Origin of the sequence: Bradyrhizobium sp. AZCC 1693, assembly GCF_036924745.1 — a bacterium.
In the GTDB taxonomy this organism is placed as follows: domain Bacteria; phylum Pseudomonadota; class Alphaproteobacteria; order Rhizobiales; family Xanthobacteraceae; genus Bradyrhizobium.
The window spans coordinates 6,568,907-6,582,517 of record NZ_JAZHSD010000001.1; the positions used below are offsets into that span (position 1 = coordinate 6,568,907).

Consider the following 13,611-nt stretch of genomic DNA (forward strand, 5'->3'; position numbering starts at 1 on the left):
TGTTATTTTCCCGCTCAATTCAGGCGGCGCGCGTTGCCGCGGCCGCAACCTCATCCCTGACCGGATTGCGCAGCACGCCGATGCCGGAGACCTCGACCTCGACCACGTCACCATCCTTCATCCAGAGCGGCGGCGTGCGGTAGGCGCCGACGCCACCGGTGGTGCCGGTCACGATGACGTCGCCGGGGACGAGTTCGGTGAAGGTCGAGCAATAGGCGATCAGGGCAGGGACATCGAACACGAGGTCCGAGATCGGTGCGGCCTGCACCTCGACGCCGTTGAGGCGGGTGGCGATGGTCTGCTTGCTGATGTCGGGGATTTCATCCGTCGTGACCATCCACGGTCCGAATCCGCCGGTACCCACAAAATTCTTGCCCGGTGCGAATTGCGAGGTATGGCGCTGCCAGTCGCGGATGCTGCCGTCATTGTAACAGGCATAGCCCGCGACATGCGCGAGCGCCGCCTCACGCGAAATACGGCGGCCGGCCTTGCCGATGATGACGGCCATCTCGCCCTCATAGTCGAATCGCTCCGACTCCAGCGGCCGGATCATCGGCTGGCCGCCGCCGACCTGGCTGTTGGCAAAGCGGGTGAAGATCATCGGGTGCGGCGGGGTGGGATGGCCGCTTTCGGCGAGATGCGTGGCGTAGTTGACGCCGATGCAGAAGATCTTGTCCGGATCGGGAACGGTCGGCAGCAACTCGATTTCGGCGAAGGCGTAGTCGGGACGTTCGGCCTGCAATGCCTTCAGTTCGTCGAGCGATCCCTTTGCGAGCAGCGACTTCAACGTTGGATGCGCCTTCAGCCGCTTGCCGGCGTCGATGATGCCGGCATTTGTTACCAGGCCGTATGTTGCCGTCGGACCTGCCTTGAAACTCGCGATCTTCATTCTTCGGTACCTTCTTCGATAGAGGACACATAGGGTTCGATGGATCGTACGATCTCGCCCGAACGGATCGGAACGCAATCGGGCGGAAAGTCCTGATGGAAACGCGCGCCGGCTTTCCCTGCGCGGTCGATAAAGCGTTCGAGGTGATCCATGGCGCCGCTGGGCAGATCGTGCAGCACCATCAGGCTCCACGGCTGCGACCGGCACTGCTCCAGGGCTCGGTCGGTCCAGCCGTCCGGATCGTCCCAGTCGCGCGGGATCGCGTTCCAGAGCACGCAGCTATGCTTGTTGCGCGTGAGGTATTCGACGACGGAAGGCTTCAACAACCGCTCGTCGAGATTGCCGCCGCCGCCGAACGGCCGGAACCAGCGCTGTGGGTGCGCGAGGTCGCCGATCGCGGCCTGCGTCCGGCCGATCTCATGCTGTGCCGCATCGGGATCGTGTTGCTGCCCAAGTGGCACCGTGTGTGTAAAAGTGTGATTGCCGATCCAGTGGCCTTCGTCATGGGCCCGCGCCGCAAGCCGGCGGCGTTCGGGGTCGCCAAGCTTCTCGCCGATCACGAAGAAGGTCGCCTTGATGCCGCGTTCGCGTAAGGTATCGAGCACGCGCGGCGTCACGCCGGGCTCGGGACCATTGTCGAATGTCAGCGTCAGGTCGAACACGCAGCCCTCCGTCAGGTCGCAGGCTGAATGGCGTCGGCGGTGATCTCATCGGCGGCGCGCTGGCCGGCGCGTGACCCCGTCTGCCAGATCGCCGCCTTGCGCTCGATCCACTTGATCGCGGCGTTGAAGGCGATCGCCATCGCCAGCACCAGGAGAACGCCGGCGAAGACGTGCGGGCTGTCGAGAATGGTGCGGTAGCGCGAGATCAGATAGCCGATGCCGGCGGATGAGATCAGCATTTCCGATACCACGACGCCGACGATCACAAGCGCGCCGCCGACGCGCAGCCCCGACAGCACGGTCGGGATTGCCGCCGGAATGATGACGCGAACCAGCCGCTGGCTCAGCGTCGCGCCCATGCTGCGGGCGGCGAGCAATAGCTGCGGATCGATGGTCTGGATCCCGGCGGCGGTCGCGAGCATCGTCGGCAGGAAGCCGTAGATCGAGGCGAAGGCGATCTTGGATTCCGAGCCGATGCCGAGCCACACCGTGAAGACGGGATAGAGGATGACCAGCGGCACCGCGTAGAGGCTCGATACCATCGGCATGATCAGGATACGCGGCCGCGGCAGGCTACCGACGATGGCGCCGAGCAGGATGCCGCCGCCGCAAGCGAACGCCATCGAGATCGCGACCTCGTAGAGCGTGACGGCAAGCGCGTGTCCGTATTCGCCGGCCTCGTTCCATCCGGCTGCAAGCGTCGAGGACAGCGACGGCAGGAACAGCTCGGGAATGAGGCCCGTGCGCGGCAGGATTTCCCACAGCGCGATCAGGCCGATCACGATTAGTCTCCGAAGCGTTGTCGCGGTCATGTCAGCCTCATGCCGATTTGCGGATGTGCCGCCAGATGCGGTCGCGCAGGCTGCCGAACGTGTCGCCGCTCAGCATCTCATAGGTGCGCGGGCGCGGCAGCGAGACCTGCAGATGATCGACGATGCGGCCGGGCCGCGGCGACATCACGATCACCTCGTCGGCGAGATAGACCGCTTCCGTCAGGCTGTGGGTGACGAACACTACCGTCTTGCCGGTGGCGGCCCAGATCCGCAGCAGTTCGTCGCCCATGGTCATGCGGGTCTGTTCGTCGAGGGCTGCAAACGGTTCGTCCATCAGCAGCACCGGCGGGTCCTGCACCAGCCCGCGCGCGATCGAGACGCGCTGCTTCATGCCGCCGGATAGTTCGTGCGGATGGCGCTTGCCGAAGCCGTCGAGGCCGACGAGTTTTAGCGCATCCTGCGCCCTGGCACGGCGATCGCTCCTGGTGACGCCGCGCAGCGCCAGCGGAAACTCGACATTCTCTTCCGCTGTCAGCCAGGGAAACAGGCTGGCTTCCTGGAACACCACGCCAACGCGGTTCGGGTCGGGCTCGGGGATCGGCGCGCCGCTGATGGTAATCGTGCCTGATGTCTGCTGGCGCAGCCCGGCCATCATCATCAGAAGCGTCGACTTGCCGCAGCCGCTCGGGCCGACCAGCACGACGAAACGGCCGGGTTTGACGTCGAGCGAAACGTCTTCCAGCGCGACGACGTCCTGCGTCGTGGTCTTGAAGACCTGCCCGACATTGCGGACCTCGATCGCGCCGGCCGGCTTCAGCGGGGTTATGTTCGCCAATGGCTGCATCGTGTTTCCACCCATCTGACCAGTTCGTTGAAGGCAATCGCGATGGCCGCGATCATCACCACGCCGGCCAGCAATTGCTTCATCTGGAAGTTTTCGCCCCAGGTCGCGATCTGATGGCCGATGCCGTCGCGCGAGGCGTACATTTCGGCGAGGATGACGCCGGTGAGATTGAAGATCATCGAGATCCGCAGCGCCTCCAGCAGGACGGGAAGCATGCTCGGCAGATAGACGCGAAACGCGGTCTGCATGGGCGTGGCGCCATACGAGCGGGCAACCGTCAGATGCTCGACCTTGACCGACTCCACCGCTGTCGTGGTCGACATGATCACGATGAAGATGGTCGAGAAGAACCCGAAGCCGACCTTTTGCGAAAAGCCGACCCCGAACACCAGGATGAACATCGGCAGGAAGATCGACTTCGGGATGCTGAAGGCGAAGAACAGCAGCGGCTTTGCCACGTCGGCAAAGTAGCGGTTCTCCGCGATCAGGAAGCCGATCAGCGCGCCGACGGGAACAGCGAGCGCGAACGCGGTCACTACCTCGGTCGCGGTGACGGCGAGGTCCTTGCGCACGCTCGCCCGCTGCAGCAGATCGCCCAACGTTGCCAGCGTGTCGGACGCGGAGGGAAGCAGGCGCGGATTGACGATGCCGGCCCGCGACAGCATTTCCCATATCGCAAACAGCGCCACCACGATGGCGACCCGTGCCGCCTTTACGCCTAATCCGCGCATCGCGCCGCCTCAGGGTCTGGTCGGAACCGGCTTGAACTGCGTCGAGATGATCTCGGCGGCAGGCCCAAGGTCCTTCATGCCGCCGGCCTTGGCCATGTCGAGCGCGAGCTGGAGCTGCTCCGGAATCTTCGCACCCTCCATGCTGCCGTCGGTTTCCAGCTTCATGATGGTGTGCTCATACTCCAGCGCCGCGATCTCGGCGGGAATTTCATAGAGCTCGGTGATCAACTTGACGGAGGCGTCCTTGTTGGCGCGCATGAACATCAGCGCCCCATAGAGCGCGTTCAACGTCTTCTGCACCATCTGCGGCTTGTCCTGCACGTATTTGTCGAGCGCGATCCAGCCGGCGGCGAGGTTCGGCGGCACCTCCTTGGAGAAGTCGAGGATGGTGCGCGCTTCGCCCGATTTTAAGATCTGGAAGCTCAGCGGCGAATAGACCACGGCGGCATCGACATTGCCGGCGAGCAGGTTCGGCACCAGTCCGCCGCCGCCGACGGGCACGCGGGTGAATTCGATCTTCTTGTCCTGCTGGGTCCACAGCGCCAGCAGGTCGGAGCCGGAGCCCGCGGAGGTGATGGCGACCTTCCTGCCGACCAAATCCTTGACGCCGAGCGTCGATTTCGAAAGCGTCATCAATTGCCAGCCGTAATAGCCCGTGGCGGCACTGGCGAGCACCTTGGAGTTCACGCCTTTCTTGCGTCCGGCCGATACCAGCGAGGTGGCGTCGAGAATGACGTCGGCGGCGCCGGCCGCCATCGCCTCGAACGTCTCTGCGCCGCCGCGATAGATCGTAAGCTCCGCCGCGATGCCTTCCTTCTCGAACAGTTTTTGGCGTACCGCGGTTTCTGCGATCGTGGTCGGCCAATAGGTTTTTGTCGGAAGCCCGATGCGGACGGTGTCGGCAGCCTGCACAGCGGCTGATGCGCCGAGCACGGCGGCTGCCGTGATGGTTGCCAGGATGTGGCGTCGCGTGATCTTCATTGTGACGTTTCCCTTTTGTTTTTTCTTGATTGGTTTGGCCTTCGATCGATCAGGCGGCGTCGCCACCTCCCAAAGTTTTTGGCGTGGCGAGCTCAACGAGCTGCATGGTCGTCATGAAATGCTTCGAGAGCGCCGCGACCGCGGCATCGGCGTCGCGCTTGAGTGTGGCCTGCACGATTGCCGCGTGTTCGGCCTCGACGTTGCGGGATTTTTCGCTGTTGCGCCGGATCGCGAGCCTTCGATACCGCTCGCTCTGCTCATGCAGCACATCGCGAAACCCGAGCAGCCATTGCGAGCCGCAGGCGTTCACCAGCGTGCGGTGGAAGACGCGATGCCGCACCACCCATTCCTCATAGTGATGGGTCGGATCGTCGGGATAGGTGTGGGGAACGGCGCAGAGCGCCACGAACGACTTCTCCACCGCCGCAAGCCATGCCGCGTCGCCGTGCTCGATCGAGCGCCGCAGCGCCAGCCCTTCGATATCGACGCGGGTTTGCGTCACATCGCGAAGGTCCGCAGGCGATACCGGGCTGACGCGAAAGCCGCGCTGGTCGGATGCCTGCACCAGCCCGTCGGCGACCAGCCGCGACAGCGCCTCGCGTACCGCCGCGAGGCTGACCGAAAACTGCTTGGCGAGGCCGGCGATATGCAGCTTCTGGCCGGGCAGCAGCCGGGTCGAAAGAATGTCCGCGCGCAGCCGCTCCTGAACGGCAGACGTCAGGCTTCGGGGCCGTTCGTCGGCAAGGCTCTCACCAAAACTCAACCCGATGCTGCTCATGGCGGCGCAGCTTGGCGAGGGAAGACGATATCGTCAATCGAAAATCGATTTTTTCTCTAACCTGCTGCTCAGGCTATGATTCCTGGCCCGTTGGCCAACCCGGGTCGATGGCTGTCTCGATTATCAAGCGGCGCCTGGTCCCAAAATTCACCGTGACAACTTACCGGCGCCGACGTAGATAGTTCGCATGCGAAATAAATTCTCGAGCCCGTTTTTCAGGTGACCGCCTGTCGCGAGCACCGGCTGGTCTTCCTGCTCAGCGTCGCGCAGCGCCGGCTGCAGCGCTGGATCGCGGCGCAGACCCAGCAGAGCGGGGTCACGGCCGCGCAGTCCGGGTTGCTGTTCGTCCTGGGCCAGCGCGACGGCGTGCTGATGGGCGAGGCGGGCGCGGCGCTCGACCTCGGTCCTCCCGGCATCAGCGGACTCGTCGACCGGATGACGGCGGTGAACCTGATCAGGCGGCGCGCCGATCCGGATGACGGACGGGCGTGGCGGCTCTGGCTGACGCCGGCCGGCCGCACCGCGCTGGCGCAGTCGAAGGCGGGCCTTGCCGAAATCAACGCGCGCCTCACGGACGGATTCAGCGACGCCGAGATCAATATTGTCGCGCGCTGGCTCACCACTATGCAAACCAGATTTCCCAGAGGAGAAGACGAATGACCGAGCACATCAAGATCGAGAAGAGCGACGGGATTTTGAGCCTGACGATGGCGCGGCCCGACAAGAAGAACGCGCTGACCAATGCGATGTACGGCGCTCTGGCCGACGCAATCGAAGGCGCGGAGAGCGATCCATCCGTCCGCGTCCTCCTGATCCGCGGCGAGGGCGACATGTTCACCGCCGGCAACGACGTCGGCGAGTTCGCCGCCATTGCAACAGGCGCGGTTCAGGGCGAGCGGCATGTCGGACGTTTCCTGCAGGCGCTCGCTAAATCGAGCCGTCCTCTGGTCGCAGCCGTTCACGGACGCGCCGTCGGCATCGGCACCACGATGCTGCTGCATTGCGATCTGGTCGTGCTGGCCGAGAATGCGCTGCTTTCAACGCCGTTCGTCAATCTGGCATTGGTGCCGGAAGCCTCTTCCAGCCTGTTGATGCCGCTCCGCATCGGCTACGCGCGCGCTTTCGAAATGTTCGCGCTCGGTGAAGCCGTCGATGCCAGGTCCGCGTTCGCCTGGGGGCTCGCCAACCGGGTGGTGCCGCTGGACAAACTCGACGCGGAAGCAACAGCGCTCGCGTCCCGGCTGGCGAAACAACCGGCGGGTGCTGTCAGCACAACGAAGCGGCTGATGCGCAATCCGGAGCTTCTGATGGCGCAGATCAAGGCGGAAAGCGAGCAGTTCGCGGCACGTCTGAAAACCGCCGAGGCGCGTGAGGCTTTCGTCGCGTTCGCCGAACGCCGGCCACCGGACTTCTTGAAACTCGCAAAACAGCTGGCGTAACCGCCTTCTCTCCCGCCCGCGCCCGGGAGGCAATTGACCGCCCGTGACGGTCCCGCTACCTGTTTCGGGTTGCGTGCGGGGAAACAAATGAACAAGAACAATGACGCTTCCGAATTCGACTACGTCATCGTCGGCGCCGGCTCGGCCGGATGTGTGCTCGCCAATCGCCTGAGTGCCGACGGCAAACATTCCGTGTTGCTGCTGGAGGCCGGACCGAAAGACAGCAATCTCTGGATCCATGTGCCGCTCGGCTACGGAAAACTGTTCAAGGAAAAATCCGTCAACTGGATGTACCAGACCGAGCCGGAGCCGGGCTTGAACGGCCGGCAGGTGTTTCAGCCGCGCGGAAAAGTGCTCGGCGGTTCGAGCTCGATCAACGGCTTGCTCTATGTGCGGGGCCAGCATGAGGATTACGATCGCTGGCGCCAGCGCGGCAATGCCGGCTGGGGCTATGACGATGTGCTGCCCTATTTCAGGAAGGCCGAGAACCAGCAGCGCGGTCCCGACAAATACCACGGCGCGGATGGGCCGCTGCCGGTGTCGGACTGGCGGCACCACGATCCGTTGTCGGAAGCCTTTGTGGTTGCCGCCGCGGAAACCGGCATTCCGACCAATCCCGATTTCAACGGCGCGACCCAGGAAGGCGCGGGATTTTTTCAGACCACGACAAGTCGCGGTCGACGCGCCAGCACGGCGTTCTCCTATCTGCGTCCGGCAAGGAGCCGCAGCAATCTGCACGTCGAGACTTCGGCGCTGGCGCAGCGCATTCTATTCGAAGGGCGTCGCGCCAAAGCGGTCGAATACAAGCAGGAAGGCCGCGTGCGCACGGCGCGGGCGTGCAAGGAAATCCTGGTCTCCAGCGGCGCGTATAACTCGCCGCAATTGCTGCAGCTCTCGGGCGTGGGACCGGCCGATCTCTTAAAGCAGCACGGCATCGAGATCGTGCTCGACGCGCCCGGCGTCGGCAACGATCTGCAGGACCACATGCAGGTCCGGCTGATCACGCGCTGCGCGCAGAAGGTGACGCTCAACGACGTCGTCAACAATCCGGTGCGCCGGGTGATGGCGGGCATTCAGTACGCCGCCTTGCGCAAGGGACCGCTGACGATTGCCGCCGGTACTTCGGGCGCCTTCTTCAAGACCAGCCCGCGGCTGGCCTCGCCCGATATCCAGATTCATTTCCTGCCGTTCTCGACCGACAAGATGGGCGAGAAGCTTCACGCGCTCTCCGGCTTCACCGCATCGGTCTGCCAGTTGCGTCCCGAGAGCCGCGGCTCGCTGCGCATCAAAAGCGCCGATGCTTCCGTGCCGCCGGAAATCCGCATCAATTATCTCGCAACCGAAACCGATCGCCGCGCCTTCATCGATGGCATCCGCATTCTGCGGCGGATTCTCGCAGCACCCGCGCTGAAGGCCTACGCGGTCGGAGAGGTCGATCCCGGTCCGAAAGTGCAGAGCGACGACGAATTGCTGGACTTCTGCCGCCGCACCGGCAGCACGGTCTATCACCCGACCTCAACCTGCCGCATGGGCAGCGATGCGCTCGCCGTCGTCGACCAGCGCTTGCGCGTGCGCGGCATCGAAGGCCTGCGCGTGGTCGATGCGTCTGTTATGCCGGACTTGATGTCGGGCAATACCAACGCGCCGACCATCATGATCGCGGAAAAGGCGTCGGATATGATTCTGGAGGACGCGCGGTAGGCAACGACGCCAGCGGCAAACGCCGATGTCATCATCCGCGAAGGCGGATGATCCGGTACGCCGTGGCGTCTCGATTCAAACTGAGGCCGGCGATTACTGGCTACCCGCCTTCGCGGGTATGACGGTCTTTGTTATCCCCTGTACGCCCGCACCCGCTTCAGCATCTGCTCGACATGGGCGATCGGGGTTTCCGGCGCGATGCCGTGGCCGAGGTTGAAGATCAGCCGCCCTTGCGCGTAGTTCGCCAGCACGTCGTCGACGGCGCGATCGAGCGCGGCGCCGCCCGCGATCAGCACCAGCGGATCGAGGTTGCCCTGCACCGCGACGCGGCTTTGCACGCGCTCGCGGATCATGGAAGGCTCGGCCGCCCAATCGATGCTGACCGCGTTGACGCCGGTAGCCTCCACATAGGCCGGCAGCAGCGCGCCGGCGCCGCGTGGAAAGCCGATGATCTTGGCGTCAGGCGCTTTCGCGCGCACGCCGGCGACGATGCGTTGCGCGGGCTCGATCGACCAGCGCTCGAATTCACGCGGCGGCAATACGCCGGCCCAGGTGTCGAAGATCTGCAACGCGTCCGCGCCGGCCTTGAGTTGGCCAAGCAGATACTGGATCGAATTCTCCACCAGCACGTCGATGATTTCAGCGAACGCCTCCGGATGACGATAGGCCATCATCCGCGCCGGCGCCTGGTCGGGCGTGCCTTGTCCGGCTACCATGTAGGTCGCGACTGTCCACGGCGCGCCGCAGAAGCCGATCAGCGCGATGTCGGGTGCGAGGTCGCGGCGCACGCGGCGCAACGCTTCATAGACAGGTTCCAGTTTTTCGAAATCGGCCGCGCGTGCCAGCATCGACACTTGCTCCGGCGTATCCAGCGGATCGAGCCGTGGGCCTTCACCGGCCTCGAAGCGTACGGAGCGGCCGAGCGCATAGGGGATCACGAGAATGTCGGAAAAGATGATAGCGGCGTCGAAGTTGAAACGGCGGATCGGCTGCAGCGTCACCTCGGCGGCATATTCCGGCGTGAAGCAGAGGTCGAGAAAACTCCCGGCCTTGGCGCGTAGCTCGCGATATTCGGGGAGATAGCGGCCAGCCTGACGCATCATCCACGCAGGCGGCACCTTCTGCCTGCGGCCGGTCAGCACTTCGATAAAAGGTTTCACGGCGGATTTCTGGGACAATCGAAAGGTTCCTGCGGGACGACGGAGAGATTTGCGCCTCTGATACACGCAGGTTCCCCCCGGGCCAAGGAGAGATACCGGAGCGAAATGTGGAACTGGCGTAAAACCGCGCCGTTATCTCATCCATGGAGGCCCCCGATGGCTGAGAAATTCAATCCAGCGGCGCATGACAAGCACGCCGAAGATCCCCGTGAAGCGCGGAAGGCCGACCGGGAAATCCACGAGAAGCTCGAGGCCGGGCTGGTCGACACGTTTCCGGCGTCCGACCCCGTGAGCGCCGCGCAACCGGCGCCGTCGAAAGCCGACGGCGATCGCGCAAACGAAACGCTGTGGGACAAGGTCCGCGCCGTCTTCCGCTGACGCAAATCTCAGTAATGCGGCGGCGGCTCATTCACCGGGCCCGGCGCGTTGCTTTCGGCTTCCCGAAGGCGCTCCTTCAGTTCAGCGACCTGGCGCGTCAGCCTGTCGATCTCGACCCACTGTGCGGTGATCGTCTGGTTTAGCGTCTCGATGGTCACATCCTGATAGGTCAGTCGCATTTCCAGCGCGTCGATGCGCTCGTTCAGTGCGTCGACATCACTCATCGGAGCCATCGTTCGTTTGTCGCTGCCACAGGCCATGATCCAGCGCCACGCGTTCGTCGAACACGAAACATTCGCCGCGCCAGCGGCTCTCTTCTTGCGGCACGCCTTCGAGATAGCGCAGGATGCCGCCCTTGAGGTGATAGACCTCGTTGAAGCCTTGCGCCAGCAGATAGGCGCTGGCCTTTTCGCACCGGATGCCGCCGGTGCAGAACATCGCGATCCTCTTGTGCTTCGCCGGGTCGAGTTGCTGCGCGGCGAATTCCTTGAACTGCCCAAAGCTCTTCAGACCGGGATCGACCGCCCCTTCGAATGTCCCCATCGCCACCTCGAAGGCGTTGCGGGTATCGATGACGAGCGTGTCGGGCGCTGATATCAGTTCGTTCCAGTCCGACGGCTCGACATAGGTGCCGACCTGTCGCGTCGGATCGACGGCAGTATCGCCGAGCGTTACGATTTCCTTTTTCAGGCGGACCTTCAGGCGCTGGAACGGCATCTCGGAAGCGCTTGAAAACTTGAGTTCGAGATGGTCGAGCCGGCCGCCGAAAAGCGCGCCATGCTGCAACTCGCGAACGAATGCGTCGATGCCCTCGTCGCCGCCCGCAACCGTGCCGTTGATGCCCTCATGCGCCAGCAGCACGCTGCCCTTCAGTCCGAGGCCCGCGGCAAGCGCGCGCACCGGCTCGCGCTGCTCCCGGAAGTCCGGCAGCGCGGCGAATTGATAGAGGGCGGCGACCTTGAGCGGCATGGCGACCGTTTATCAGGCCGGCCGGTCAGGGGATACCCCGTAAAGCCCTGCATATTCCGCGCATTGCCTCTGACGTCGCCTTGGCATGCCAGCCATTGCCTCGCCGGGGATGAATATGCCAAGAACCGTCCGTAAACCTGCCCGATGCCCTCCCCAGCGGGATGCCCAAGAAATATTGAAGAAACGCTGAAAAGAAAGCACTCGCGATGAGGAATTTCCATTTCGCCGGCCGCTCCACGGTCCATGCCCAGAACGCGATGGTGGCGACGTCGCACCCGGAGGCCGCGCTGACCGCGATCGACGTGATGCGTGCGGGTGGCACCGCGGCGGATGCCGCAGTCGCGGCCTGCGCGCTGCTCGGCGTCATCGAGCCGCAATCGACCGGCATCGGCGGCGATTGTTTTGCGCTGATCCAGCCGAAGGGCGAGGGCAAGATCGTGGCCTATAACGGCTCCGGCCGCGCGCCGATGGCGGCCAAGGCCGAATGGTATCTCGAACGCAAGATCCATTCGGTGCCGCTGACCTCGGCCCACGCGGTGAGCATTCCCGGCGCGATCGACGCCTGGGATACGATCCTGCGCGACCACGGCAAGATGGGGCTCGACACCCTGCTGCAGCCCGCGATCAAGGCCGCCGAGGAAGGTTATGTCGTTGCCCCCCGCATCGCCTTCGACTGGAAGAACCAGTTCGAGAAGCTGAAGAATGGCACCAACACCGAGCGCTATCTGCTGTCGCATGGCAAGCCAGCGGTGGCCGGCGACGTGATCCGCCAGCCGGAATTGGGCAAGACCCTGCGCGCGATTGCGAAGAACGGCCGCGATGCGTTCTACACCGGCGAAATCGCGGCCGACATGGTGGAGACGCTGCGCGGCATCGGCGGCCTGCACACGCTGGAAGATTTCGCCGCGCACTCCACCGAAACGACCTCGCCGATCGGCACGATGTACAAGGGCCACGATGTCTGGCAGTGCCCGCCGAACGGTCCTGGCATCACCATGCTGGTGATGCTGAACATCCTCTCCCGCTTCGACCTGACGAAGTTTCCAGCGCTCAGCGTCGAGCGCTTCCATCTCGAGGCGGAAGCTGCGCGCATCGCCTACATGATGCGCGAGCAGCACGTCGCCGATCCGCAGCATGTTCATGTCGATGTCGCCGGCATCCTCGCCAGGGAATTTGCCGACGAGCACATCAAGAACATTAGGATGGACCGCCTGCTCGATCTGCCGAACGTCGCGCCGCCGATGAATCCGTCCACCGTCTACATCACCGTGGTCGACAAGGACCGCAACGTTTGCTCGTTCATCAATTCGATCGCGCATTCGTTCGGCTCGGCGATCGTGTCCAACAAGACCGGCATCCTCCTGCAGAACCGCGCCGGCGGTTTCCGGATTCAGCCCGGCCATCCCAACTGCATTGCGCCGGGCAAGCGGCCGCTGCATACGATCATTCCGTCACTCGCCACCAAAAACGGCCGCGCGGTGATGCCGTTCGGCGTGATGGGCGGTCAGTATCAGCCGGTGGGGCAGAGCCATGTGCTGACCAACATTCTCGACTACGGCTGCGACGTGCAGGAAGCCATCGATATGCCGCGTGGCCTGCATTACGAGGGCGTCTACCAGCTCGAGGACAGCGTGCCTGCCGCCATCGTCGAGGGCCTGAAGAAGATCGGCCACAAGACCACCAGCGTGGTCGGTCCGCTCGGCGGTGGCCAGGCGATCTGGATCGACTGGGACAAGGGTACGCTGACCGGCGGCTCCGATCCCCGCAAGGACGGTTGCGCGCTGGGCTATTGAGCGTCTAGAAGCTCCATCTCTCCAAGAAGAGGTTCAACAGATGCGCTTCTCCCGACGCACGATCATCCGGACCGCATGCGCCGCCGTGGCGGCCGCGGTTGCCACGCCGATTGCCATGCAGATGGCTTCGGCCCAGACCGCAGGAAAACCCATGACCACAGCTTCAGGCTTGCAGATCATCGACAGCAAGGTCGGCACCGGCGCCTCGCCGAAGTCCGGCCAGACTTGCGTCATGCATTACACCGGATGGCTCTACGAGAACGGCCAGAAGGGCAAGAAGTTCGACTCCTCCGTGGACCGCAACGAGCCGTTCGAATTTCCGATCGGCCAGCGTCAGGTAATCGCCGGCTGGGACGAGGGTGTCGCCTCTATGAAAGTCGGCGGCAAGCGCACGCTGATCATTCCGCCCGCGCTCGGTTACGGCGCGCGCGGCGCCGGCGGCGTCATCCCGCCGAATGCGACGTTGATGTTCGACGTCGAATTGCTGGCGGTGAAGTGACCGCGCACTGACGG

Annotated in this window: 16 protein-coding genes; 6 read left to right on the forward strand and 10 right to left on the reverse strand. The window is 64.0% G+C overall.

From position 1 onward, the window contains the following. Positions 1–19: 19 nt before the first annotated feature. From V1293_RS31285 to V1293_RS31315, 7 genes are read right to left on the reverse strand one after another with little or no spacing between them, the layout of a single operon-like run. Positions 20–889: a fumarylacetoacetate hydrolase family protein gene (locus V1293_RS31285; protein WP_334515010.1), complete on the reverse strand. Its 870-nt coding sequence runs from the start codon at positions 887–889 to the stop codon at positions 20–22. After that, a complete protein-coding gene (locus V1293_RS31290) occupies positions 886–1,551 on the reverse strand; it encodes a polysaccharide deacetylase family protein (protein WP_334515011.1) in 666 nt (221 codons plus the stop codon). The genes V1293_RS31285 and V1293_RS31290 overlap by 4 nt, the downstream gene beginning before the upstream one ends. Positions 1,552–1,562: 11 nt before the next feature. Next, a complete protein-coding gene (locus V1293_RS31295) occupies positions 1,563–2,363 on the reverse strand; it encodes an ABC transporter permease (protein ID WP_334515012.1) in 801 nt (266 codons plus the stop codon). A gap of 7 nt (positions 2,364–2,370) precedes the next feature. After that, on the reverse strand, positions 2,371–3,168 hold the full coding sequence (locus V1293_RS31300) for an ABC transporter ATP-binding protein (protein ID WP_334515014.1): 798 nt from the start codon (positions 3,166–3,168) through the stop codon (positions 2,371–2,373). After that, the gene (locus tag V1293_RS31305; RefSeq protein ID WP_334515016.1) at positions 3,147–3,899 is read right to left on the reverse strand and encodes an ABC transporter permease; all 753 of its coding nucleotides are present in this window, start codon (positions 3,897–3,899) and stop codon (positions 3,147–3,149) included. The genes V1293_RS31300 and V1293_RS31305 overlap by 22 nt, the downstream gene beginning before the upstream one ends. Positions 3,900–3,908: 9 nt before the next feature. Then, the gene (locus V1293_RS31310; RefSeq protein ID WP_334515019.1) at positions 3,909–4,880 is read right to left on the reverse strand and encodes an ABC transporter substrate-binding protein; all 972 of its coding nucleotides are present in this window, start codon (positions 4,878–4,880) and stop codon (positions 3,909–3,911) included. 49 nt (positions 4,881–4,929) lie between these two features. Beyond that, complete coding sequence (locus V1293_RS31315; protein ID WP_334515022.1) at positions 4,930–5,658, reverse strand: GntR family transcriptional regulator; 729 nt, start codon at positions 5,656–5,658, stop codon at positions 4,930–4,932. Positions 5,659–5,877: 219 nt separating this feature from the next. Between V1293_RS31315 and V1293_RS31320 the strand changes: the two genes are divergently transcribed. From V1293_RS31320 to V1293_RS31330, 3 genes are all read left to right on the forward strand, one after another. Continuing rightward, entirely contained in the window at positions 5,878–6,318 is a 441-nt protein-coding gene (locus V1293_RS31320; protein ID WP_334515024.1) for a MarR family winged helix-turn-helix transcriptional regulator, read from the forward strand. Further along, on the forward strand, positions 6,315–7,097 hold the full coding sequence (locus tag V1293_RS31325) for an enoyl-CoA hydratase (protein ID WP_334515026.1): 783 nt from the start codon (positions 6,315–6,317) through the stop codon (positions 7,095–7,097). Before V1293_RS31320 ends, V1293_RS31325 begins: the two co-directional genes overlap by 4 nt. An 87-nt stretch (positions 7,098–7,184) precedes the next feature. After that, positions 7,185–8,798 carry a GMC family oxidoreductase gene (locus tag V1293_RS31330; protein ID WP_334515028.1) on the forward strand — a complete coding sequence of 538 codons (1,614 nt, stop codon included), beginning with the start codon at positions 7,185–7,187 and terminating at the stop codon, positions 8,796–8,798. Positions 8,799–8,929: 131 nt separating this feature from the next. Here V1293_RS31330 and hemE read toward each other — a convergent pair whose 3' ends face one another. Next, positions 8,930–9,976 carry a uroporphyrinogen decarboxylase gene (gene hemE / locus V1293_RS31335; RefSeq protein WP_334515029.1) on the reverse strand — a complete coding sequence of 349 codons (1,047 nt, stop codon included), beginning with the start codon at positions 9,974–9,976 and terminating at the stop codon, positions 8,930–8,932. Positions 9,977–10,114: 138 nt separating this feature from the next. Here hemE and V1293_RS31340 point away from each other — a divergent pair, with 138 nt between their 5' ends. Then, positions 10,115–10,336: a hypothetical protein gene (locus V1293_RS31340; protein WP_334515030.1), complete on the forward strand. Its 222-nt coding sequence runs from the start codon at positions 10,115–10,117 to the stop codon at positions 10,334–10,336. Positions 10,337–10,344: 8 nt separating this feature from the next. Here V1293_RS31340 and V1293_RS31345 read toward each other — a convergent pair whose 3' ends face one another. Further along, on the reverse strand, positions 10,345–10,560 hold the full coding sequence (locus V1293_RS31345; RefSeq protein ID WP_334515031.1) for a SlyX family protein: 216 nt from the start codon (positions 10,558–10,560) through the stop codon (positions 10,345–10,347). Beyond that, a complete protein-coding gene (gene trhO / locus V1293_RS31350; protein ID WP_334515033.1) occupies positions 10,553–11,305 on the reverse strand; it encodes an oxygen-dependent tRNA uridine(34) hydroxylase TrhO in 753 nt (250 codons plus the stop codon). Before trhO ends, V1293_RS31345 begins: the two co-directional genes overlap by 8 nt. Positions 11,306–11,511: 206 nt before the next feature. Between trhO and ggt the strand changes: the two genes are divergently transcribed. Beyond that, positions 11,512–13,098: a gamma-glutamyltransferase gene (ggt, locus tag V1293_RS31355; protein WP_334515034.1), complete on the forward strand. Its 1,587-nt coding sequence runs from the start codon at positions 11,512–11,514 to the stop codon at positions 13,096–13,098. Between the two features lie 109 nt (positions 13,099–13,207). Then, the gene (locus V1293_RS31360; protein WP_334516999.1) at positions 13,208–13,597 is read left to right on the forward strand and encodes an FKBP-type peptidyl-prolyl cis-trans isomerase; all 390 of its coding nucleotides are present in this window, start codon (positions 13,208–13,210) and stop codon (positions 13,595–13,597) included. Positions 13,598–13,611 lie beyond the last annotated feature (14 nt).

Excerpts from the sequence above, each read along its gene's own strand:
- trhO (WP_334515033.1), bottom strand. The coding sequence starts at position 11,305 with ATGCCGCTCAAGGTCGCCGCCCTCTATCAATTCGCCGCGCTGCCGGAC.
- V1293_RS31310 (WP_334515019.1), bottom strand. The coding sequence starts at position 4,880 with ATGAAGATCACGCGACGCCACATCCTGGCAACCATCACGGCAGCCGCC.
- V1293_RS31300 (WP_334515014.1), bottom strand. The coding sequence starts at position 3,168 with ATGCAGCCATTGGCGAACATAACCCCGCTGAAGCCGGCCGGCGCGATC.
- ggt (WP_334515034.1), top strand. The coding sequence starts at position 11,512 with ATGAGGAATTTCCATTTCGCCGGCCGCTCCACGGTCCATGCCCAGAAC.
- V1293_RS31330 (WP_334515028.1), top strand. The coding sequence starts at position 7,185 with ATGAACAAGAACAATGACGCTTCCGAATTCGACTACGTCATCGTCGGC.
- V1293_RS31315 (WP_334515022.1), bottom strand. The coding sequence starts at position 5,658 with ATGAGCAGCATCGGGTTGAGTTTTGGTGAGAGCCTTGCCGACGAACGG.
- V1293_RS31285 (WP_334515010.1), bottom strand. The coding sequence starts at position 889 with ATGAAGATCGCGAGTTTCAAGGCAGGTCCGACGGCAACATACGGCCTG.
- V1293_RS31325 (WP_334515026.1), top strand. The coding sequence starts at position 6,315 with ATGACCGAGCACATCAAGATCGAGAAGAGCGACGGGATTTTGAGCCTG.
- V1293_RS31345 (WP_334515031.1), bottom strand. The coding sequence starts at position 10,560 with ATGAGTGATGTCGACGCACTGAACGAGCGCATCGACGCGCTGGAAATG.
- V1293_RS31295 (WP_334515012.1), bottom strand. The coding sequence starts at position 2,363 with ATGACCGCGACAACGCTTCGGAGACTAATCGTGATCGGCCTGATCGCG.
- V1293_RS31340 (WP_334515030.1), top strand. The coding sequence starts at position 10,115 with ATGGCTGAGAAATTCAATCCAGCGGCGCATGACAAGCACGCCGAAGAT.
- V1293_RS31305 (WP_334515016.1), bottom strand. The coding sequence starts at position 3,899 with ATGCGCGGATTAGGCGTAAAGGCGGCACGGGTCGCCATCGTGGTGGCG.